Origin of the sequence: Bradyrhizobium frederickii (assembly GCF_004570865.1) — a bacterium.
Classification (GTDB): Bacteria; Pseudomonadota; Alphaproteobacteria; order Rhizobiales; family Xanthobacteraceae; genus Bradyrhizobium; species Bradyrhizobium frederickii.
In genome coordinates this window covers 299059-321679 of sequence record NZ_SPQS01000002.1, presented here as the reverse complement: position 1 = coordinate 321679, position 22621 = coordinate 299059, and the positions used below count along the sequence as shown (strand labels likewise).

At 63.4% G+C, this 22621-nt stretch carries 20 protein-coding genes; 8 read left to right on the top strand and 12 right to left on the bottom strand.

The window, feature by feature from the left end:
* Positions 1–10: 10 nt before the first annotated feature.
* Positions 11–907 (bottom strand): nitrate ABC transporter permease, encoded by an 897-nt coding sequence (ntrB, locus tag E4K64_RS04295; RefSeq protein WP_135162321.1) that lies wholly within the window; start codon positions 905–907, stop codon positions 11–13.
* 66 nt (positions 908–973) lie between these two features.
* Positions 974–2293, bottom strand: coding sequence for a CmpA/NrtA family ABC transporter substrate-binding protein (locus E4K64_RS04290; protein WP_135162320.1), 1320 nt, complete (start codon positions 2291–2293; stop codon positions 974–976).
* Between the two features lie 677 nt (positions 2294–2970).
* Here E4K64_RS04290 and E4K64_RS04280 point away from each other — a divergent pair.
* Positions 2971–3810, top strand: coding sequence for a formate/nitrite transporter family protein (locus E4K64_RS04280; RefSeq protein ID WP_135162319.1), 840 nt, complete (start codon positions 2971–2973; stop codon positions 3808–3810).
* A gap of 60 nt (positions 3811–3870) precedes the next feature.
* Complete coding sequence (locus E4K64_RS04275; RefSeq protein WP_167771797.1) at positions 3871–5607, top strand: bifunctional protein-serine/threonine kinase/phosphatase; 1737 nt, start codon at positions 3871–3873, stop codon at positions 5605–5607.
* Between the two features lie 57 nt (positions 5608–5664).
* Here E4K64_RS04275 and E4K64_RS41595 read toward each other — a convergent pair whose 3' ends face one another.
* Both E4K64_RS41595 and E4K64_RS04270 read right to left on the bottom strand, forming a co-directional pair.
* Positions 5665–5787: a hypothetical protein gene (locus tag E4K64_RS41595; protein ID WP_283810149.1), complete on the bottom strand. Its 123-nt coding sequence runs from the start codon at positions 5785–5787 to the stop codon at positions 5665–5667.
* 1137 nt (positions 5788–6924) lie between these two features.
* Positions 6925–7794, bottom strand: coding sequence for an SDR family oxidoreductase (locus E4K64_RS04270; RefSeq protein WP_135162317.1), 870 nt, complete (start codon positions 7792–7794; stop codon positions 6925–6927).
* A gap of 101 nt (positions 7795–7895) precedes the next feature.
* On the opposite strand from E4K64_RS04270, the gene E4K64_RS04265 reads away from it, so the two are divergent.
* Positions 7896–8789, top strand: coding sequence for a LysR family transcriptional regulator (locus tag E4K64_RS04265; protein WP_135162316.1), 894 nt, complete (start codon positions 7896–7898; stop codon positions 8787–8789).
* Between the two features lie 16 nt (positions 8790–8805).
* Here E4K64_RS04265 and E4K64_RS04260 read toward each other — a convergent pair whose 3' ends face one another.
* Entirely contained in the window at positions 8806–9723 is a 918-nt protein-coding gene (locus E4K64_RS04260; RefSeq protein WP_135162315.1) for an intradiol ring-cleavage dioxygenase, read from the bottom strand.
* A gap of 163 nt (positions 9724–9886) precedes the next feature.
* On the opposite strand from E4K64_RS04260, the gene E4K64_RS04255 reads away from it, so the two are divergent.
* The gene (locus E4K64_RS04255) at positions 9887–11161 is read left to right on the top strand and encodes a serine hydrolase domain-containing protein (protein WP_126256527.1); all 1275 of its coding nucleotides are present in this window, start codon (positions 9887–9889) and stop codon (positions 11159–11161) included.
* A 66-nt stretch (positions 11162–11227) separates the two neighbouring features.
* Here E4K64_RS04255 and E4K64_RS04250 read toward each other — a convergent pair whose 3' ends face one another.
* The 3 genes from E4K64_RS04250 to E4K64_RS04240 all read right to left on the bottom strand — a co-directional run bounded on the left by E4K64_RS04250 (position 11228) and on the right by E4K64_RS04240 (position 14141).
* Positions 11228–12547 carry a TRAP transporter large permease gene (locus E4K64_RS04250; protein WP_135162314.1) on the bottom strand — a complete coding sequence of 440 codons (1320 nt, stop codon included), beginning with the start codon at positions 12545–12547 and terminating at the stop codon, positions 11228–11230.
* Complete coding sequence (locus E4K64_RS04245) at positions 12544–13059, bottom strand: TRAP transporter small permease (RefSeq protein WP_135162313.1); 516 nt, start codon at positions 13057–13059, stop codon at positions 12544–12546. The genes E4K64_RS04250 and E4K64_RS04245 overlap by 4 nt, the downstream gene beginning before the upstream one ends.
* A gap of 83 nt (positions 13060–13142) precedes the next feature.
* Positions 13143–14141 carry a TRAP transporter substrate-binding protein gene (locus E4K64_RS04240; RefSeq protein WP_135162312.1) on the bottom strand — a complete coding sequence of 333 codons (999 nt, stop codon included), beginning with the start codon at positions 14139–14141 and terminating at the stop codon, positions 13143–13145.
* 374 nt (positions 14142–14515) lie between these two features.
* Between E4K64_RS04240 and E4K64_RS04235 the strand changes: the two genes are divergently transcribed.
* Entirely contained in the window at positions 14516–15973 is a 1458-nt protein-coding gene (locus tag E4K64_RS04235; RefSeq protein WP_135162544.1) for a sensor histidine kinase, read from the top strand.
* A 117-nt stretch (positions 15974–16090) separates the two neighbouring features.
* Here E4K64_RS04235 and E4K64_RS04230 read toward each other — a convergent pair whose 3' ends face one another.
* The 4 genes from E4K64_RS04230 to E4K64_RS04215 form a co-directional block, all read right to left on the bottom strand.
* Positions 16091–17635: a peroxidase family protein gene (locus E4K64_RS04230; protein ID WP_135162311.1), complete on the bottom strand. Its 1545-nt coding sequence runs from the start codon at positions 17633–17635 to the stop codon at positions 16091–16093.
* A 260-nt stretch (positions 17636–17895) separates the two neighbouring features.
* Entirely contained in the window at positions 17896–18168 is a 273-nt protein-coding gene (locus tag E4K64_RS04225; RefSeq protein WP_126256759.1) for a hypothetical protein, read from the bottom strand.
* Between the two features lie 149 nt (positions 18169–18317).
* Positions 18318–19049 carry a cytochrome c biogenesis CcdA family protein gene (locus tag E4K64_RS04220; protein WP_126256532.1) on the bottom strand — a complete coding sequence of 244 codons (732 nt, stop codon included), beginning with the start codon at positions 19047–19049 and terminating at the stop codon, positions 18318–18320.
* Positions 19050–19254: 205 nt separating this feature from the next.
* Entirely contained in the window at positions 19255–19521 is a 267-nt protein-coding gene (locus E4K64_RS04215) for a hypothetical protein (protein ID WP_135162310.1), read from the bottom strand.
* A gap of 483 nt (positions 19522–20004) precedes the next feature.
* On the opposite strand from E4K64_RS04215, the gene E4K64_RS04205 reads away from it, so the two are divergent.
* The 3 genes from E4K64_RS04205 (at position 20005) to E4K64_RS04195 (ending at position 22593) form a co-directional block, all read left to right on the top strand.
* Entirely contained in the window at positions 20005–21054 is a 1050-nt protein-coding gene (locus E4K64_RS04205) for a LysR family transcriptional regulator (RefSeq protein WP_135162308.1), read from the top strand.
* Between the two features lie 28 nt (positions 21055–21082).
* Entirely contained in the window at positions 21083–21454 is a 372-nt protein-coding gene (locus E4K64_RS04200; RefSeq protein WP_020608151.1) for a helix-turn-helix domain-containing protein, read from the top strand.
* Positions 21455–21777: 323 nt separating this feature from the next.
* Positions 21778–22593, top strand: coding sequence for an enoyl-CoA hydratase (locus E4K64_RS04195; RefSeq protein WP_135162307.1), 816 nt, complete (start codon positions 21778–21780; stop codon positions 22591–22593).
* The last annotated feature ends 28 nt before the right edge of the window (positions 22594–22621 follow it).

Below are 22621 nucleotides of genomic sequence, written 5' to 3'. Positions count from 1 at the left end.
CTCTCTCCTCTCAGTTCTGCGCGGTGCCGCGGGTGACGACCTTGCCGAGACCCGCGATCAGGCGATCCAGCACGAAGCCGACGATGCCGACATAGAACAGCGCCAGGATGATCTCGCTGATATGCGACGAGTTCCAGGCGTCCCAGATGAAGAAGCCGATGCCGACGCCGCCGATCAGCATTTCCGCCGCCACGATCGCGAGCCAGGACAGGCCGATGCCGATGCGCAGGCCGGTGAAGATGTAGGGCGCGGCCGCCGGGATCATGATCTTGGAGAAGAACTCGAGCGGATTAAGCTGCACCACCGCGGCGACGTTGCGATAATCCTGCGGGATGTTGCGGATGCCGACCGCAGTGTTGATGATGATCGGCCAGATCGAAGTGATGAAGATGACGAAGATCGCCGAGGGCTGACCGTCGCGGAACGCGGCGAGCGACAGCGGCAGCCAGGCCAGCGGCGGAATCGTGCGCAGCACCTGGAACAGCGGATCCAGCCCGCGCATCGCCCAGACCGACTGTCCGACCAGCACGCCGAGCCCGATGCCGGCAATGGCGGAGAGCGAGTAGCCGAAGGCGACGCGCTGGAGGCTGGCGGACAGATGCCAGAACAGGCCCTTGTCGATGCCGCCATGGTCGAAGAACGGATCGAGGATCAGCTCTTTTGTGTCCGTGAACACTCTCGACGGCGGCGGCAGTGCCGAGCCGGCGCGGCGGCAGATCAGTTCCCAGACCAGCGTCAGCAACGCGATCACGACCAGCGGCGGGATCACGCGCACGGCGGTCTCCCTTGCCATGCGCGCGTAAGTCTCGGCGCGCGGCGGCCGCTTCGGCGTCATTGCGACGACCGGCGCAACGGCTGCGGCAGGCGTCGCGGTCTCAAGCTCGATCTTCGTGGCAGGCATGTTCATCGCTATCTTTCTCCGGCTTGGCAAGGACGATGCGGCCGCCCCTGGGGGCGGCCGCAGGGCTCTCCATCAGACTTCGACGCGCTTGATCGCGAGCGATTTCAGATAGGCCGCCGGATTTTCGGGATCGAACACCTTGCCGTCGAAGAAGGTCTCCTTGCCGCGCGAGGTCGAAGCCGGAATGTCGGAGGCCGCGACACCGAGCGCCTTGGCCGCATCGCGCCACATGTCCTCGCGATTGACCTTGGCGATCAGCGCCTTGCTGTCGAAGCCGGCCTCGTACTTGCCCCAGCGGATGTCCTCGGTCATGAACCAGAGATCGTGGCTCTTGAACGGATAGGAGGCATGGTCGCGCCAGTACTTCATGATGTGCGGCGAGTTCTCGATCACCTTGCCGGGGACGCCGTAGTCGAACTTGCCCTTGGCACGATCGGCGATGTCCTCGACCGGGCAGTTGATCCACTGGCGCTTGGCCATGATGGCGGCGAGTTCTTCCTTGTTCTCCATCTTGTCGGCCCATTGCTGGGCTTCCATGACGGCCATGAGGATCGCCTTCGCGGCTTTCGGGTTCTTGTCGACCCAGGCCGCGCGCATGCCGAGCGATTTTTCCGGATGCTTGCTCCAGATCTCGCCGGTGTTAACGGCAGTGTAGCCGATGCCCTGATGCACCAGCTGCCCGGGCCAGGGCTCACCGACGCAAAAGGCGTCCATGGTGCCGACCTTCATGTTGGCCACCATCTGGGGCGGCGGCACGGTGATGGTCTCGACGTCCTTGTCGGGATCGATGCCGCCGGCAGCGAGCCAATAGCGGACCCAGAGGTCATGCGTGCCGCCGGGGAAGGTCATCGCGACCTTGACCGATTTACCCTCGGCCTTCTTCTTGTCGAACGCCGCCTTCAGCGGCGCGGCATCGACGCCGATCTTGAGGTCGGCATATTCCTTGGCGACCGAGATGCATTGCGCGTCGAGATTGAGCCGGGCCAGGAGATACATCGGCGTCGGCTGGTTGTTCTGCGTCACCTTGCCGGCCGAGATCAGGTACGGCATCGGCGTGAGGATATGCGCGCCGTCGATGCCGTTGCCTTCGGAGCCCAGCACGAGATTGTCGCGCGTGGTGCCCCAGGAGGCCTGCTTCAGCACCTCGGTGTCGGGCATGCCGTATTTGGCGAACAGACCCTTGTCCTTCGCGACGAAGAGCGGGCCGGCATCGGAGAGCGCGATGAAGCCGAGCTTGGCCCCCTTAACTTCGGGGCCCGCGTCCTGCGCGAAGGCGCCGGCGGGGAAATTCAGTTTTGCTGCGGCGAGAAGTGCGGCGGTGGAGCCGGTGGCTTTCAACAATTGACGGCGGCTGAGGCCCGTCTCCACGGGCCGGCGAGTGCGCTTGGTCATAGGCAGTGTCGTCCTTTGCGTCGTTGCAGAATTGATTGGCATCTGTGCACACGAGCAGCCCGTCCGTCCGGCGGCGCCATCTTTGGCGCATGCGAACGCGCGACGGGGGAGACCCCCGTCTGGTGGCGTCGGCAAGTCGGATGAGAAGTCTCGCGGGACGGCTTCAATGGCGTCGGCTTGGAACCATTCAAGCTTCATGCCAAGGCTGACATTTCGAAAAAGCTTGAATAATCAGTAGATTAATAAGGCCGCGCCAGTCTGTCGCAGGTTCGTCCCGCTTCCGAAACTTGCGGACTGCTCAATTCTTGTGCGACGCACAAAGCTTGTGCAGCAGCTCATTCAAGAGGCCCGGGATCGCGTCGAGGGGTATCTGAGCAAAGACCCATCGCATTGATATCGCTACGTCTTTCTGACGCGCCCCCACGGCACGCAACTTGCATTTCCATTGGCGTCAACGAAGACTGCGGCTTGCCGCATTGCTGCAGCCTCTGGCGGCTGCATCCGGAAGCTCACCTGCTTCGCGGCCCTCGCCGGCTCAATCCTCGTGACGCGATTCCCAAGGCTTCCAAACTTTCCATAGCCCTCGTGCGCGGCCGGCCGCCCGCACGACCCAGAACGTTCAGCCGCGCTCTCGCAGAGGGCGTGTCGATCTCACTTACGAAGCAAAGGAACCATTGATGTCGTATCTCGCGCCTTCGGAATTCGTCACCAAGATGGTGGATGCCGGCGAGTCCAAGATCTTCATGTCCACCCGGGATACCATCATCCGGGCCTATATGGCCGGCGCCATCCTGGCACTGGCGGCGTGGTTCGCCGTCACGATCAACGTCAACACCGGGCAGCCGCTGGTCGGCGCGCTGCTGTTTCCGGTCGGTTTCGTCATGCTCTATCTCCTGGGCTTCGACCTCCTGACCGGCGTGTTCGTGCTCTCGCCGCTCGCCCTGATCGACAAGCGCCCGGGCGTGACGCTTGGCGGCGTGCTGCGCAATTGGGGTCTCGTCTTCGTCGGCAACTTCGCCGGCGCCTTCACCGTGGCCTTCATGATGGCTTTCGTCACCACCTTCGGCTTCACGCAGGCGCCCGACAAGGTCGGCGCGGCCATCGGCAACATCGGCGAGGGCCGGACGCTCGGCTATGCGGCGCACGGCGCGGCGGGCATGGCGACGCTGTTCTTGCGCGGCATGCTCTGCAACTGGATGGTCTCGACCGGCGTCGTCGGCGCCATGATCTCGACCTCGGTGCCGGGCAAGGTCATCGCGATGTGGATGCCGATCCTGGTGTTCTTCTACATGGTGTTCGAGCATTCCGTCGTGAACATGTTCCTGTTCCCGTCCGGCCTGCTGCTCGGCGCGAAGTTCTCGTTCATGGACTATCTGATCTGGAACGAGATCCCGACCGTACTCGGCAACCTCGTCGGCGGCCTCGCCTTCACCGGCATGACCCTCTACGCCACGCACGTCATGACCCTGCCGAAGCGCCAGGCCGCTAAGGCAGCGAAGCCCCGCGTCGCCGCCTGATCGAATCCGTCTCGACAGGGGAGCCTCGCCCGAGCAGGGTGAGGCTCCCCTCTCCTGGTGATGACGATGACCCGCGGACTCCTGATTTCGGTCGGCCAGCACTCCGACAAGGGTCGCAAGCCCGTCAACCAGGATTTTCATGGCGTCCTGATTCCGCAGGAGCCGCTGCTCAGCCTGAAGGGAATTGCTGCGGTCCTCGCCGACGGCATCTCGAGCAGCAGCGTGAGCCAGATCGCCAGCGAGTCGGCGGTCAAGAGCTTCCTGATGGACTATTACTGCACGTCGGAATCCTGGACGGTGAAGACGTCCGCCCGCCGCGTGCTGAATGCCACCAATTCCTGGCTGCACGCGCAGACGCGCAAGAGTCAATACGCCTATGACCGCGACAAGGGCTATGTCTGCACGCTCAGCGCCATGGTCATCAAGGCGACCACTGCGCACATCTTTCATGTCGGCGATTGCCGCATCTACCGCGTCGCCGGCAAGGCGCTGGAGCAGCTGACCGACGATCACCGCATCATTGTCTCGTCCGAGCAGACCTATCTCGGCCGCGCGCTCGGCATCAATCCGCAGCTCGAGATCGACTACCAGGCGTTCGAGGTCGAAGCCGGCGACACCTTCCTGCTGGCAACCGACGGCGCCTACGAATTCGTCGACGCGCGTTTCGTCACGAGCGCGCTGAGCGAGCATGCCGCCGAGCTCGACGGAGCGGCCAGGGCGATCGTCGAGGAAGCCTACCGGCGCGGCAGCGACGACAACATCACCGTCCAGATCATTCGCATCGATGCGGTGCCGCAGCGCGAGCCGGCCGGCATCTTCAATCAGACCGCGGAATTGCCGCTTCCCGCGCTGCCGGAGCCGCGGGCGATCTTCGACGGCTACCGGATCGTCCGCGAGATCCACGGCAGCAGCCGCAGCCATATCTACCTTGCGGTCGATAACGAGACCGAGCAGCCGGTCGCGCTCAAGCTGCCCTCGGTCGATCTGCGCGACAACGCCGCCTATCTCAAGCGCTTCCTGATGGAGGAATGGATCGCGCGCCGGATCGACAGCCCGCACGTGCTGAAGCCGCTATCGCAATCGCGCCGCCGCAGCTATCTCTACGTCGCGACGGAATTCGTCGAGGGGCAGACATTGAAGCAGTGGATGACCGACAATCCGCGCCCCGATCTCGAAACCGTGCGCGGCATCATTGAGCAGATCGCCGCGGGCCTGCGCGCCTTTCACCGCATGGAGATGCTGCACCAGGACCTCAGGCCCGACAACATCCTGATTGACAAGACCGGCACCGCAAAGATCATCGACTTCGGATCGGTCAGGGTCGCCGGCGTCGCCGAGGCCGCGCCGCCGGACGAGGCCGGCGAAATCCTGGGAACGATGCAGTACACGGCGCCGGAGTACTTTCTCGGACAGGGCGGCTCGCCGCGCTCCGACATGTTTTCGCTGGCCGTGATCTGCTACCAGATGCTGACGGGAAAGCTGCCCTACGGCGCCCAGATCGCCAGGATCCGCCGCAAGGCGGACGTGCGGCGGCTCAAATACCGCCCGGCCGACGATGACCGCAACGTGCCGGCCTGGGTCGACGGCGCGCTCCGGCGCGCCCTGCATCCCGATCCCTACAAGCGGCACGAGGATCTTTCCGAATTCGTGTTCGAGCTGCGCACGCCCAATCCGGCCTATCTCGACACGCGGATCACGCCGCTCCTCGAGCGCAGCCCGCTGATGTTCTGGAAGCTGACCTCGGCAGCCCTCGCCTGCGCGGTGGTCGTGCTGCTGGCGCTGCTGCACGCGCGATAGGACGACCTAAGGGCGGAAGGGTCAGGGTCTCCTAGATCAATCTTTTGTCGGACGCGTTTATCGCCGCCGACTCTCCGCCAGCGTAATGGCGCCCGCAGCCACTAGGACAATGACGATGACCGTTGCAAGCGCCTCCACCGAGACCAGGGTGTCGTACCAGCTGTTCCAAAGCTCAAGCATGCGCTGACCTCTATCGAGCGCACAGCCCACCCGCGCTGACATGCACTCTGTCAGAAGGACGCGTCTTCGCGTACAAGTACAATGCTACGTTTCGTCGCGTGTGTTTTGATCGCGCGGCAGCGTGACCTGAGCCGGACGCCGCAATATCGTGCGAACATAGTGCGGCCATCGCGCAGTGAGATCGCCCGCGGCCATGTCGAAGATGCCGACTGACTGTGAAGTGGTTTACATTCCTGTGTTCTTGGCCGGGCTAATGTAGCGAAAGCTTCTTATTTGAAGGAGGCATCCAATGTTCGCGGCAATCAAATGGAACTCCCGATATAGCGCTCGTGAATGGGTGATGATGGCTGGAGCGCTGGTCGTCAGACTCCGCGCGTCGAATGCAAGCCGACAGGACGATGAAACCAAGCGAAGGCGGCCACCCTGGAAGCACTTCGACGACACACATCATTGGGACGTTAACGCGGAGGAATGGGTTCCCAATCGCGATCGATGATAGTGCAACGCATTGTGCGTTGCTCAGACTAGATCCGAGCCTTCAAGATTTCTCCCCTGACGGGCCCGGTCGAGCGATGCGGTCACGTCGACCCGAATGACCCTGAACGGCGGTTATCACGGGCCGACGCGGTCGCCCCTAATTCCTGCCCGACTGGGCTTGATCGTAGGTCTGCAGGATACGAACAAATTCTGCCATGCTGGATCGATCTCGGTTTTGAACCGCAGTCGCAACCTGAGTCTGGGACGTGGGGGCCGGCTGCCAGAACCGCATCAGAAGATCGGCGATGTTTCTCATGGCGTACTTTCTGCACCAACCAGGGCGGTAGCATTGGTTGAGCGGCAAAGTGCCGCTGGATCGGAAGAAGGGCCGGCGGGCACTACGCCGCCGGCCTTGTCCCGCAAATGCCGGCTCGCAGGGCCGGTTCCGTTGCTTTTCACTCTGGATGTATCGGTAGCACCAAGCACTTGGTGGGCGCCATCGCACGCAGGTATGAAGTGGCCATACTTAAGTTGACTTGGGCTCAGGTAGAGAACGGGCCCAGCACGGTGGTCTGTGTCGCGCCCTCGCGGTCGCGATGGTTGACCGCGTCGACCAGCATGGATGGCGAGCGACGCAGCCACGCGCCCTCATGCCAGCCCTCAGAGGGACGCCGCGATCTCGGCGACGAAATCGCGATAGGAGCGCAAGGGACGGCCTAGCATGTCGGTCAGACGCTTGACGTCGCCGGCCTCGGGAATCATTCCCTCCGTGAGGAAGCGCTCGCTCATCACCCGCATGTCGAAGGCCATCCAGCTGGGCATGAAACGTCTGAGGTTCTTCTCGAAGCCCGCGGTGTCGTCACCGCCATAGGCGATCGTGCGCCCGAGCACGTCCGACCAGATTGCGGCAGCCTTGGCACCGGTGATGGTATCGGGACCAACGAGATTGAGTCGCACGAGCGGAAGCGGCGTGGCGGACCTCTCGCGGCGGATCAACTCGATCGCCGCGATCTCGCCGATATCGCGCGCGTCGATCATCGCAAGTCCCTTGCTGCCGATCGGCATGGGGTAAACGCCGTATCCTGTGACGGCCTCCTTGATCATGAGCTCGTTGTTCATGAAATAGGCGGGGCGCAGGATGGTCGCGTTGAAGCTCATCTGCTCGATCATGCGCTCGACGCCGAACTTGCCGGCGAAGTGCGGCACGTTCACGTAGCGGTCACTGTGAATGACCGACAGATAGACCATGCGCTCGATGCCGGCCTCGCGGGCAAGATTGAGCGCAGTCAGCGCCTGAGTAAATTCCTCCGGCACCACGGCGTTGAGCAGAAACAGCGTCGAGACGCCAGAGAGCGCGTTGCGCAGGGACTCGACGTCCAGCAAGTCGCCCTGGGCGACGGCGACGCCGGCCGGCAGGTTGGCCTTCGCGGGATCCCGGACCAGAGCGCGCACATCGGCGCCACGCTTGACGAGCTGCTCGACGACCTGGCGGCCAATCGTGCCGGTTGCGCCGGTAACGAGGATAGTCATGAGATTTCTCCGGTTTGGTTGTTGAGACACCCGGAAATTAGCGATCCACATGCGAGCCGATAGCCGCTATATTTGGACAGATCGTCTCATGGATGGAACAGATGGAATTGCTTGCGCTTGCCGACTTCAATCTCGTCGCCCGGCATGGAGGGTTCGGAAAGGCCGCGCGCGCCGCGGGACGTCCGAAAGCGACCTTGTCCCGGCGCGTGTCCGAACTCGAGAATAGCCTCGATTTGCGCCTCTTCGAACGCGGCGGGCGCACTCTCAAGCTGACCCAGGAAGGACGCGCGCTCTACGAGCGGACCGGCGCACTCCTCACCGAGCTCGACGAGACAGCGGCAGCGATCGCTGCGGGCGGGGACAAGCCCAAGGGCCGATTGCGGATCAGCGCTCCCATGCTCTTTTCCCAAACCGCCATGGGCCGTCTCGCGGCCGGCTTCGCGCTCAGGCATCCGCAGGTCCGACTGGAAGTCACCACGGATGATCGGTACGTCGATATGATCGAGGAAGGTTTCGACCTCGCGATCCGGGTCAATCCCGATCCGGATGAAAGCCTGGTCGGCCGCATCTTCTTGCGCGACCGACTGGTGGTCGTAGCCAGCCCCACGCTAAAGCGGCCAAATGGCCATCTCGCCGTTCCAGCCGTCGTGCGCGGAACGGTGGACGATGGTGCGGCCTGGGACATCAGGCGACCAAGCGGCACGTCGCGCATAGCGGTCGATCCCGTGCTTCGCCTGTCTTCGCTGATGATGGTTCGCGACGCCATTCGAGCCGGCATCGGCGTCGCACGGCTGCCTTTGTCGCTCGTCAGCCACGATCTCGCCGCCGGCACACTGGTCCGCTGGGGTGATGTCGAGAGATCCGACATCACCCTATGGACGCTCTATCCCTCGCGGCGATTGCTCAGTGCGCGCGTCTCCGCCTTCCTCGATTATCTGAAGGAGGCCTTTCCGAAGGGAACGCCCGACGAGTTGGCAGCCTACATCGGGGGATGACGGAAATACCGAGCCCTCACGCCGGCTCGGTCGCCTTCACCCCCAGCGGCTTCGGCGCCATGCCGCCGCCGGGCTTGAGGTGGAATTCGTAAGTCATCAGGTGCCACGTCCCGCTCGCCTTCGTGCCGTCCGGCATTTCAGGGTCGTTGCGCGGCTCGACCTTGGCGATGAGATCGTCCTTCACGCCGAACACCACGTCGGAATCCAGATATTTGTCGCCGCCGATGAAGACGTGGGTGATCAGCGGCTCAAAGCCCTTGGCATTGACCAGGAAGTGCACATGCGCGGGGCGCATCGGATGGCGGCCCGTCTGTACGATCATCTCGCCGACCGGGCCGTCGGTCGGAATCGGATAGCTGCAAGGCAGGATGGTGCGGAAGAAGAAGCGGCCGTCATTGTCGGTGATGAAGCGCGCCCGCGCCGAGGCGCCGACTTCGTCATAGTTCGGTTTCTGTGAATCGTAGAAGCCGTCATCATCGGCATGCCAGACGTCGACGGGGACGTTGGCGAGCGGCTTGCCCTTCAGATCCGTAACGCGGCTTTGCACGAACATCTTCTCGCCGGTCTGGTTGTGCGGCGAGATGTCGGTGCCGTGCGCGGTCACCTTGTGCTCGCCGACATAGAACGGGCCCAGCACGGTGGTCTGTGTCGCGCCCTCGCGGTCGCGATGGTTGACCGCGTCGACCAGCATGGACACGCCGAGCACGTCGGACAGGAGGATGAATTCCTGGCGCGTGTCGGTGCATTTCTGCCCGGTGCGGGTCAGGAAATCGATGGCGTAGTCCCATTCCTCGAAGGTCAGGCCGGTCTTGCTCACGTAATCGTGCAGCGACTTCACCAATTCCTGGAGCAGGAATTTCGCGCGGGGATTGGGGGTGCTGTCGAAGCTCTTGACGACGGCTTCGGTAAGATCGGTCTCGTTGAACTGGGTCATGATGGCTTGCCCTGTGTTCTTCTCGTTCGCCCCCGGGGGCTCCTTGGAGGCGTTCCAGAGGGCAGCCTACACCAGCCGGGCCCCCTGCGTTAAGCGCGAGCGGCTTGGAATGAGGCCGTCATTTCGCTATCAACGAACCGAAAGAACTGCCCGGAGGAAACTGATGCTCGCGCCCACCCCCGCCTCGCCCGAATCCGTCGGCATGTCCAAGGCCGCGCTCGACCGCATCGATGCGCATCTGAAGAGCCGGTACATCGATGCCGGCCGCTTCCCGGGCACGCATCTTCTGGTCTACCGCCGCGGCAAGGTCGCGCACAGCTCGGTCCAGGGCCTTGCCGATGTCGAGCGCAAGCTGCCGGTGAAGGACGACACCATCTACCGCATCTATTCCATGACCAAGCCGCTCACCAGCGTCGCCTTCATGATGCTGGTCGAGCAAGGCCTCGTCGCGATCGACGAGCCCGTCGCCAAGTACATTCCGGAATGGAAGGATCTCGGCGTCTTCGTCGCCGGCACCTACCCGGCCTTCCTGACCCGGCCGCCGTCCCGGCCGATGCTGATCGTCGACCTCCTGCGCCACACCTCCGGCCTGACTTACGGCTTCCAGCAGCGCTCGAATGTCGATGCCGCCTATCGCACTGAAAAGATCGGCGAAGTCGAGAAGTCGGGCACGCTGCAGACCATGATCGAAGGCCTGGCCAAGATCCCGCTGGAATTCTCCCCCGGTGAATCCTGGAACTATTCGGTCTCGACCGACGTGCTCGGCTATCTCATCGGCAAGATCTCCGGGGTGCCTTTCGAGCAGTTCCTTAAATCACGCATCCTCGACCCACTCGGCATGACCGACACCGATTTCCATGTGCCCGCTTCGAAGGCGCATCGTTTCGCCGCCTGCTATTCCGCCGATCCCGGCGGCGGCATGACCTTCCACGCCGGCCAGCGGCGCGAGGGCCTGACGCTTCAGGACGATCCGGCGACGAGCTCGTTCCTCACCCCGCCCTCGTTCATCTCCGGCGGCGGCGGGCTGTGCTCGACGGTTGCCGACTATCTCACCTTCTGCCGCGCCCTGCTCAACGGCGGCGAGCTCGGCGGTGTCAGGCTGATCGGACCGAAGACGCTGGCGTTGATGACGACCAACCACATTCCGGGCGGCCATGCGCTGCCGGAGGTATCCCGCTCGCTGTTCTCCGAAGCGACCTATAATGGCATCGGCTTCGGCCTCGGCTTTGCCGTGACGATGCGCCCGGCCGAGACGCTGATCGCCGGCAGCCCCGGCGAATACAATTGGGGCGGCGCGGCCACCACCTCGTTCTGGATCGATCCGGCCGAGGAGCTGATTGCGATCTTCATGACGCAGGTGCTGCCGTCGAGCGCCTACCCGATCCGGCGCGAGCTGCGCAGCATGGTCTACGCCGCGATCACCGAGAGCAATCTGTAGCCAATGGCCCGGGTCCCGCGGCCGTCGTCCGCGGGATCGCGCTCTCGGAAGCTGATTTGCCGAGGCTCATTTGAGCATCTCCGGCACGATCAGACGCGGCAGGAACAGCGACACGCTCGGCCAGACGATGACGGCCGCGAGCACCAGCAGCATCGGGATCAGCATGATCAGCGTGTCCTTCAGCGCATAGCGCAGCCGTACGCCCGCGATCGAGCAGGCGATCATCAGACACAGGCCATAGGGTGGCGTCACCAGTCCGAAGGCCAGCGACACGATGGAAATGATCGCGAACTGGACCGGATGGAGATCGACCGACTTGGCGAGCGGCTCCAGCACGGTGCCGACGATGATGATGGCCGGAATGGCGTCGAGAAAGCAGCCCACCACCAGGAAGCAGAAGGAGATGAAGAAGCCGGCCGCAACGGCGCCCATGCCCCATGTCGAGACGTTGGCCAGCAGCTCCTGCGGGATCTTGTAATAGGCGAGCAGCCAGCCGAACGCACTCGCGGTGCCGACGCAAAACAGCGCCACGCCTGCAAGCCTGCCGGTGTCGAGCAAGGCCTTGTACAACTCGCGGATCCCCGTCTCGCGGTAAAAGAACGCCGAGAGCACCACGGAATAGAGCACGGCGACACAGGCCGACTCGGTCGCGGTGAACCAGCCGAGCAGGATGCCGCCGACGATGATGAACGGCGTCATCAGCGCCGGTATCGACCTCCAGATGGCGCATCGCATCTCGACCCAGGTCGACTTCGGATAGGTCGGGTAGCCGCGGCGCACGGCATAGACGTGCACCGTCGCCATCTGCGCACCCGCGATCAGCAGGCCCGGCACGATGCCGGCCAGATACATCGCCGCAATCGAGGTCGAGATCAGGCCGCCCCATACGATCATGAGGATCGACGGCGGGATGATGACTGCAAGCACGGCGGACACCGCGGTGATCGCGATGGAGAACGAGAGGTCGTAGCCTTCCTTGGTCTGGGCATCGATGAAGATCTTGGACTGGCTCGCCGCATCGGCCGTCGAGGAGCCCGAAATGCCGGCAAAGAACACCGACAGCACGACGTTGATCTGCGCCAGCGATCCCGGCCAGTGCCCGACCATCGAGCGCGACAACGCCACCAGGCGTTCGGTGATGCCGCCGATGCTCATCAGGTTCGCCGTCAGCAGGAAGAACGGCACCGCCAGCAGGATGAATGAATTGTAGGCGTTGAAGGTCTCCTGCGCGAGCATCATCAAAGACAGATGCGGCTCGATCAGCAGGATCGGCACGCAGGCAAGGCCGAGCGCGAAAGCGACCGGCACGCGCACGATCAGCAGGCCGACGAAGACCCCGAACAGCACCATCGCGGCCTGTCCGGCGGAGAGTACATTGCCGCTCATTGCCTTGCCCCGACCACAACGCGCATTTCATCGATGATCTGTTCGCCCGCGAAGACGATCCACGTTACGCCGGCAACAGGCCAAGCCACGTGAATCAGCCAAAGCGGCAGATCCGCCAGCTCCGACGTTCTGTTCCAGGCAAAGCGCGTGAACTCGAGGCCCGCCGTTACGAACACCAGCGCCAGCGCCAATATGCCGAGACGCGCCAGGATCCGCACCGCAGCCTCCGACCGCCGCGACAGGTCGGGCCACACGTCGACCTCGAAATGCTGGGCTTCGCGCACGCCGACCATGGCACCGATCATGATCGTCCAGACAAACAGGAAGCGCGCCATTTCCTCGGTCCAGATGTAGGACGGAATGAACGGCGTGTAGCGTGAGATGATTTGCAGCGTGACCGGAACAACGAGGATGCCGACGCAGGCGGCCAGCAGGAATTCCAGCAACTTGGCATAGGCCGCCGTGACGCGGCGCCACAGCGACGGTGTGGACGGGACGGGCATTTCAGGCATTGGGACTCCCAGCGGCAGAACATCCGCCACGTCCGGGCAGGAAGCGGGGCCTGCCCGGGGCTGCTGTCGGCGGACGCAAAACCTCAGACGGCGTTGATCTTCTCGAAAATGCCTTCCGCGCCGATTTCCTTGGCGTAGGTGGCTATCACGGGGTCGGCGAGTTTCTTCATGGCGTCCCGCTCCTCGAAGGGGACGCGCTTGAGCTTGCCGGCCTTCTCGAGCGTGTCGAGCTTGACGACCTCCTCGCTCGACTCGAGCTGACGGCCGTAATCGCCGGCCTCCTTGCCGGCCTTCATGATCGCGTCCTGCAAATCCTTCGGCAACGTCTTCAGCGTCTTCACCGAGAAGCAGATCGGCCGGATCGACACCGCGTGCTGGGTCAGGTTGAGATGCGGGGCCACTTCGTAGAACTTCATGGCCTCGACGCCGGCCGCCTCGTTTTCACCGGCCGAGATCACCCCGTTCTGGATCGCGTTGTAGATCTCGTTATAGGCGATCACCGTCGGGCTCATGCCGACCGCCGCGAAGGTCTTCGACCAGATCGGTGCGCCCTGCACGCGGACCTTGAGCCCCTTGAGATCGGCCAGGTTCTTGAGCGGCTTGTTGGCGAAGATGTTGCGGATGCCGCCGCCCGCGTAACCGATCAGGACGACCTCGGCTTTCGCCGCGACCTCGTCGGCGATCGGCGCCAGGATATTGGCTTCGACCACCTTGTTCATGTGCTCGATGCCCTTGAACACGAAGGGCGCGTCGATGAACGGGGCCGCCTTGGCGAAGGTCGACATGTGCGCCGGCGAAACGATGCCGTAATCCACCGCCTTGCCCTGCGACATGTACTCGAAATACTGCTTCTCGAGGCCGAGCGAAGAGTTCCTGTGCAGGGTGAAATTGACGGGCTTGCCGTAATACTTCTTCACCAGCTCCTCGAACCGGAGCAGAGCCCGGTTGAAGGCGTGGTCGTCGTTGAACTGCACGGCGCCGTTCAGCGTGACCGGCGCTTGCGCCCTGAGGATCGACGGCATGCCAATCGTAGCCGCCGCAGTGGTCGCGCCGATACCAGCGAGAAATGACCTTCGCCTCATCGTCTCCCCTCCCTTTGATGCTCCGACCCTGTCGCCGGGCCGTGAGTGCAGCCGGTATGCGGCTTGCGAAAGGAAGCGTATGAAAAACCTCGGCAGGACGGAAGTCATTTCGCCTGCGCTGGGGGTACTCCTTCGTCGCAGGGCCCCCCGCCACCACCTGCTGCACTGCAACTCGGGCCGCTGCGGGCACGCGGCTCGGCTGCCTTCTTCGGACATCCGACGACCTGCGGATGCGAAAATCGTGGCGCCGCGCAAGTCGCACCCGTATGGTCCTCCCAAAATCATAATCCGGCGCCGCTGCGCTGGAACCGGGACGCCCGCGCTTGTCAAAGCTTACCCTGCCGGTCCGGCTCGCTCTTCTGGTCACGGGAACGATGTTGCCGCTGATCGTCTTTGCGGTCGGCATTGCCGTTTATAATTACTGGCAGGACCGCAGCGACGCGACGCGCCGGGTGGTGGCGAACGTGCGAAGCATGCGCCTCGTCCTGGACTCCGAGGTTCAGCGCATGACCGGCGGCCTGCAGGTGCTCGCATTGACCAATTCCCTGCGCCACGACGATTTCCAGACCTTCCGCCGCATCGCGCTCGGGTTCGTCGAGCAATATGGCAAAGGCGGTCTGGTGCTGATCTCCGACCGCAAGGGCCGGCTGTTGTTTTCCTCTGCGACGGAGGACACCGCAAGCCTGCCGCCGCGCGGCCATCTCGAGACGATCGAGAGAGTGTTTACAAACAGGTCGCCCCAATATTCCGACCTGTTCATCGGCGCGATCAGCGGGCGGCAGATGCTCACCGTCGAGGTTCCGGTGTTCCGCGACGGCGAGGTGATCTACGACCTCTGCTTCAGTCCACCCATCGGCATTTTCCAGGAGCTGGTGGAAAAGCAACGGCCCGACCAGCTCTGGACCGTATCCCTGCTCGACACCAAGGGCATCGTCTTCGCGCGCGCACCGAACCCGAACGAGACGGTCGGCAAGCAGGCTTCCGGGGCGCTCTACGATGCGATGTCCCGCATGTCGGAGGCCGCCCTTTCGACCGTCTCGCTCGACGGGGTGCCGCTATCCTCTGCCTTTACCAAGTCGCCCCTGACCGGCTGGACCGTCGTGGCAGGCGTCGCCGAGAGCTCGCTGATCGCGCCGCTCTGGCGCAACATCGCGATCACCAGCCTGATCGGCGGCATCCTGCTGCTGACCGGCTTGACCTTCGCCGTCAGGATGGCGACCACGATCGCACGCGGCGAGATGCTGCACGATCTGTTGATCGACGAGCTCAACCATCGCGTCAAGAACACACTGGCCTTGATGCAGGCGATCGCGGTGCAGACTTTCCGCAGCGCCAGCCGGGACGAGCGGATCAAGTTCGAGGGCCGGCTCGGCGCGCTGGCCGAAGCGCACAACCTGCTGAGCCAGGAGAAATGGGCGGGCTCCGAGCTCCGCGACGTGATCGCACGCGCGCTTCAGCCATTCCTGCTGAACGGCCCCGACCGCATCCGCATGGCCGGTCCTGCCGTGCCGCTGTCGCCGCGGCTCGCCGTGGTGCTGTCGATGATCGTGCACGAGATCGCCACCAACGCCGCGAAATACGGAGCGCTGTCCAACGAGACCGGGCGGGTGACGCTGGACTGGGAGGTCGTCACCGATGCGCCGAAGCCGCGGCTCCGGCTGATCTGGACCGAGATCGGCGGACCGCCGGTGACGGCGCCGGTGCGGCGCGGCTTCGGCTCTCGCCTGATCGAGCGCAGCGCCCGCGACCAGCTCGGCGGCGAAGCAACCGTCGACTTCCTGCCGCGCGGCGTGGTCTGCACGGTGGTCTGCACGCTGGACGAGGCGCGGTGAACGAGAGGACATCGCCGGACGTCCCAAGCGCGATGAGACCGGAACAAATCGTCATCGCGCTTGAGCTCATCGTTCGGGCATTCCGGAGAAATCGCTTCGCGCGTTCCGGATCAAATTCTACACGGTCGAGATGCCGTCGATCGGGCTGATATCACCGACGAAGCGCAGCAGGTCGGCCATCGTGAACTCGCCCGGCACTTGCGATGGAAGCGTCGGCTTCCAGCTCTTGCCCTTGAGCCAGAGGTACGATTGGTGATCGCCATGGACGAGGCCGACAAAGACCTCGGCAAGCAGCGTCGCCCCGACCGGTCCGAGCCTTTCGCCGCCGCCCCGCTGCTCCGCTTCCTTTAGGATGTAGTACCAGAGCGGGGTGTGCTCGTGCAGACCATGCTTCCTCGCCACGGCACCGTCGGTCCCCTTCGAGATCTCGGCCGGGGTCAGAGGATTCTTGATCTTCATGGCCTTGGCGACGTCCTGTCCGGACGGCAATCCCAACAGCACGCCGCGCTTGAGGTTGCGGAACGGCAGGCTGCCGCCATCGCCCGGCAAGGTGTGGAGCTGCGGCACGACGAACGGATCGATCTTGCGCGACGGATTGAACCCCACGCCCGGAGGATTGTTCGGCAGGATCTGGTAGAAGCGCCGCCAGTCGATGATCCAGTTGCTTGAAAGCACCGGAAGCGGGAGCGGTGGCTGGATCGGATTCGGCGCGAGATCGCCGATGATGCCGCCCGAGAGCCCGGTAAACCTGAACAGCAGGTCGAGCGTCGCCGGAGCGAGGCCGCCCGGCGTGAAGATCCGGTTGTGGCTATAGACCTGGCGAACCATGCTGTGGCCAAGACGATAGACCGCCGCGGAAAACTCGACGGGCATGTAGGGTGTCTTCTTGAAGCGGTAGAAGCGCCGCCCCTGCTCGAGGATCTTCGCCACGATCCCCTTTTCGGTGATCCGCTCGACGAAATCGTGCAGGACCATCCATTGATAGTGCCAGGTCACGATCCGGCGCGCTTCCTCGAAGATCTCGCCCTGCGGCTTGCCCGACGCCGCGAGCTGGTCGCAGACCTTGTTGTGAAACTTCAGCATCGCAAGATGGGTTTGCGCGACCAGCAGATTCTCGTCGTTACGATGATCGCCGATGAGGGCAAACCCCTCGGGATTGCGCGGCAGGTCGTTGCGATGGTCCCCGGTGATGTCATCGACGTTGACGGTCTTGCCGATCAGGAGCTTGGGACCCGGAGTCTTGCCGGTGTCGCTGGCCGAATTGCGCGCGTACAAATGGCGGCTTCCGTCCGGACCGAGACCGTAGACGCTGTCGAGGTCGAGGGCGGGCGTGCGAAAATTCGTGACCGCCGTCGGATCGGCTTCCTTCTCGCCAAAGGAGGTCAGGTCGAGCGTGATGTCGTGGTCGACGAATTGGCCGAGATAGGTGAAGCCGGCCGGTACGTTGGCATTGTTTCCCGCGGGATCGCCGGGGTTGGGGTCCTTCATCGCATCGGCGAGTTCATGGAGCGGACCGTCATCGACGGCCAGCGGCTCCAGGGTCGGAAACATCCGACCAAACATGCCCGGGTCGTCGTGCCCGGAAAGCGTATCGAGAAATTGTCGCGTCGGCTGACGTCCGGCCTTGCCGTGACCGGGATGAACGTTGACCTCGGTTCCCATCGCTTGCTCCTGCCTTGAAATGCTGTGGGGAGAGGGGCGACGAAGTTGTCGATTGGGTTGAAATTCCCGTTTCAGTATACGCTTTTGAAAATTGCCCCTCAGGGTGCAGTACAAGGAAATATTACCACAGATTGCATCTCGTGGGTGAGTCCTGCCGGCGAGGCTTTTTGCCCCACTGACGACACGGGCTTTTGATCGCCCGAAGCTCGAGCAAGTGAGACTAAGGCGCGACGCACGATGCGCGGCGATCTCGTCGCGCTTCAGCGTTTCGCGGCGAACCGCGCCCAGATCTCGGTGTCGGTGTAGAAGTCGACGCCGCCATCGAGATCTCGCACCAGCCACTCGCCGAGATAGACGATCTGGGTGCCGCTACGCCGCTCGTGCCGAAGCTCGAATTTTCCCTCGGCATCCTTCTGAAGCGAGCAACTGGACTGAACCCAGCTCGGCCACTCCTGCAAGGGCTGTCCCACGAATTGCCAGGCCACCAGGGCCACGTTGCCCGATATGGGCTCTAGGCGCACCGTCTTGGTCACGTGATCTCCCACCATGCGGCTGTCCCTGCTCCCTCCAACGCCTCGGGATCGGAAAGGTTTGGGGGTCCTGCCGCTCTCAGGCAGCATGCCTGACGGTTCGCAACGGTTCCACTAGGTTTCCATCCGTGAAAACCCGGTTCCAGTGGGAGCTAGCCGATCGTCTGCAGCGCTGGAAAGGTCTCCAGCAGCCAGATGCTGACATTCGAGACCGCGCCGGTGAGAAAACCGATGCCGGTGATCACCATCAGGACGCCCATGGCGCGCTCGACATTGACGAGGTGGCCCTTCATACGCGCGAACAGTGCCGAGAACTGCTCGATCATCAGGGCGGCGATCAGGAAGGGAATGCCGAGGCCCGCGGAATAGACCGCGAGCAGGCCCGCGCCCTTCGTCACCGTGGTTTCAGCCGCGGCGATCGACAGGATCGCGGCGAGGATCGGGCCGATACAGGGCGTCCAGCCGAAGGCGAACGCGAGCCCCATGATGTAGGCGCCCCACAGGCCGACCGGCTTCGGGATCGGCAGCCGTCCCTCGCGCATCAACAGGCCGATGCGCGTCAGCCCGAGGAAATGCAGGCCCATGACGATAATGACGATGCCGGCGAGGATCGACAGCTCCGCCGACCAGGCCCGGATCAGCCCGCCGATCAGCGAGGCGCTGGCGCCGAGCGCGACGAACACCGTGGAGAAGCCCAGCACGAACAGCAGCGCCGACATCAGGATTGCGCGCTTGGAGGCCGAGGGCGGCTCGTCGCTCTCGACGTGCTCGATCGTGGCGCCGGTGAGGTAGATCAGATAGGGCGGGACCAGCGGCAGGACGCAAGGCGAAAGGAAGCTGACGAGGCCGGCAATCAGCGCCGCCGGGATCGAAACATTTTGCATGATGCCGTCTGAGCCATCTCAGGTACCGGTACGGCGCGCGGGAAATGCGCCCGGCCGGAGCCGAACCGGCTCTGGTGTAGCCGATGCCGGAGAATGCGCAACAGAGGCGCACGAAACCAGGGCTCCTCCCGATGCCGTCTGCGATCACAGGTGCGGCATCGAGACGCGCACAAATCTCGCCAAAAAGCGAGGTTCGGCGGCGCGGCTACTTCACCACGCGGAGCAGCGGACGCCGGGGCTGGTCCTGCGTCTGCTTGGAAGGCGGCGGCGGCACGCTCGCAGCGCTCCGCAGCATTTCGTCGCACAATGCCTTGAGATCGGCACTGTCTATTCCTTTGAGCTTCATCCTGACGTCGAGGATGACTATGGACAGCAGATCGGCCGACTCCCGGCTGTTGCACGCATTGAGAACCTTGCGGCACTCCTCGAGCGTTTCCAGCACCGACTGCAACTGTTCGTCTGAATGCGACACCGGCGTTCTTTCCGTTAATTCGGCCTGCGAGACGTGATTGTGACGACCCCCTCGGCACCCCTGGAATACCGAGGATAGCATGAGGCCACTGCGCCTCTGAACCTGATTTCGGTGGGTTTCTGTCGCGGAACTGCGGTTCCGGCCACCATCGCCGCGTCGCGCTGTTGGCGATGCGCGAAGCAGTTCGGAAGCGAACGCTTGGCGCGCTGCAATTGATCCACTGAAGGATACGACGCCGGCTTGCGCGCAAAGACGGTCGTCGCGGACTGCGCCTGCAATCCCGCAGCCCTTTCACGGCTCGCAACGGAACTCACGCCACACCCCTTATGCGGGCGACAATCCACCCAATTCCCAGCCCATGCCAGCATCTAAATACCACCCCACTAGATAGTAAGGATGACAGTTCAAAACTCATCATCCCCAACCCGCAGTGGTTGTGGTTTGCGCTGGATTCTGCCAGTTTAGCAGTCCGAAAGGACTTGTATGCACTCCTTGGCGGAAAGGGGCGTTCCTCTGACGGAACGCCAAAAGACAAATCTCAGCGGCCTCTCGGATTGGGATGCGGCCCGCATATTTCTTGAAGTCGTCCGATGCGGAAGCTTCCGGTCGGCGGCCGAACGCCTGTCGTTGTCGATCAACGCCGTGCGCCGCCGGATCGACGATTTCGAACGCCAGACCGGCACCACGCTATTCACCCGCGACGTCCACGGCACCCATCTGACCGATGAAGGCGCGCTGGTGGTGTCCGCCGTCGAGCGCATGGAGGCTGCCACCTTCGACGTGCTGCGGGCCAGCGATTCGATGGCCAACGCGTTGTCCGGCGAGGTCCGGGTCGCCGTTACTGAGGGGCTCGGCACGTTCTGGCTCGCCCCGCGCCTGGTCGAGTTTCAGCAGGCCTATCCGAAGATCCTGGTCGACCTGCATTGCGCGATGCGCTCGGCCGATGTCTCGCGCCACGAGGCCGACGTCGCCATCCATCTGTCGCGTCCCTCGGCCCTCGACATCAAGCTGGTGCGGCTCGGCCGCATGCACCTGATGTTCTGGGCCTCCGAGAAATACATCGCAAAACATGGCGCGCCGCGTTCGGCCGCGGAATTGATCAAGCATCGCCTGGTGCTGCAATTCGCCGACCAGCTCGCCGCCAAGGAGTCTTTCGAAAGCTTCTTCCCGGGCGTTTCGGAACGGGACCTTCTGGTCATGAAGACCAATGTCTCGAGCGCCAACTATTGGGCGGTCGCGAATGGCGCCGGCATCGGCGTCTTCCCCAGCTACGCCATTGCGCTTGGGGGGAAGTTGATTCCACTGGAGGTCGAGCTGAACCGACCGCTGGATATCTGGCTGTCCTACCATCCCGGTAGCGGCCGTATTCCGCGCGTGCGGCACATGATCGACTGGCTGATCGAAGCTTTCAGTCCAGCTCGTTTCCCGTGGTTTAAGGAAGAGTTCGTGCACCCGCATGAATTCAAGGACTCGTATATGGGCGAACCCCTGACCCAGCTCTTCGGGGGATTTTCTACCGAAGAACAAAGGTGAGACGAAAATGAAAGCAGCGGCAAAGAGGATGAAGCAGCGTAGTGCCGGCAAGCCGGACATCGAGCTTGGCAAGCGGATCCGCCTGCGGCGCGTCGAGATGAAGATCTCGCAGGCCGAGCTCGGCGAGAAGCTCGGCGTCAGCTTCCAGCAAGTGCAGAAGTACGAGAAGGGCGTCAATCGCGTCGGCGCGGCTCGGCTTCAGCAGATCGCCTCCGCGCTCGACGTACCGGTGACCTTCTTCTACGACGGCGACAACAAGGCGCGCGAAGTCGAGAGCCTGCTCTTCCTCGATTCGGCCTTCAGCCTCCGCCTGCTGCGCGCCTACAGCAAGATCAAGGACCAGACGGTGCAGCGCCAGCTCGTCTCGCTGATGGAATCGATCGCAGCGAACGAAAGCTGAGATCGACCGACGATCTGCCTTTACGGCCGATCTTCAATCCGCCGCGCCACGGGGGCGCGGCCGGATTGAACGAGACCCGGATCGCATGTCCTTGCGTCCGTCTTGGCCCGCGCGCTCTCCGCGTGCGGCCTTCGCTTCTCGGGGCGGCCTGACCGCCCCTTTTTGTTGTCAATTTCCCTGTCGTTCGTCTGTCTTGCGAACGCAGCGGCACCGCCGTCATGCAATGGCGGCACAGGCGGATGCAAGCTGCCTCGCCTGTTGCCGTTGACCGCGGCGATGCCGCCGCAGCACATTGCATCTTGTCAATGACAAGCGAGCGCGCGATGCCCGACACTTCCAGTGAGAATTCCTACGCCGACGGCAAGATCCTCAAGCACGTCACTGACGGCGTCGGCGTGATAACCTTCAACAATCCCGACAAGCGCAACGCGATGTCGCTGGAGATGTGGGAGGGATTTGGCGGGGCGCTGACGGCCTTGCGCGACGACGAGACGGTGCGCGTCGTGATCCTGCGCGGTGCCGGCGGCCAGGCTTTCGTCTCCGGCGCCGACATCAGCCAGTTCGAGAAGACCCGCCATAACGCGGCGGCGTCCGAGGAATACGCCAAGCGCAGCGCGGCCCAGCGCGCCCTGCTCGCCGACTTTCCCAAGCCGACCATCGCCTGCATCGAGGGCTTCTGTCTCGGCGGCGGCATGCAGATCGCCATGCTCGCCGATATCCGCCTCGCCGCACACGGCAGCCAGTTCGGCATTCCCGCAGCTCGGCTTGGCATCGCCTATGGTTATGACGGCTTGAAGCATCTGGTGTCGCTGGTCGGCCCGTCCTGGGCCCGGCTGCTGATGTATACGGGCATGCGCATCGATTCCGCGGAGGCGCTGCGTATCGGCCTCGTCGAGCGCTTGTTCCCGATCGATGAACTGTGGGGTGAGACGATGACGATCGCGCAGGCCATCTCCGAGAACGCCCCGCTCGCGATCAAGGCCGCGAAGATCACGATCGCGCAGGTGCTGAAGGACGAAAGCCAGCGCGACGTGGAAGCGATCAAGGCGATCGGTCATGCCTGCATGGACAGCGCGGATTTCCGCGAGGGCCGGCAAGCCTTCATGGAGAAGCGCAAGCCGAAGTTCCAGGGCAAATAGCTGAACCTCTATTCAGGAAGATTAAATT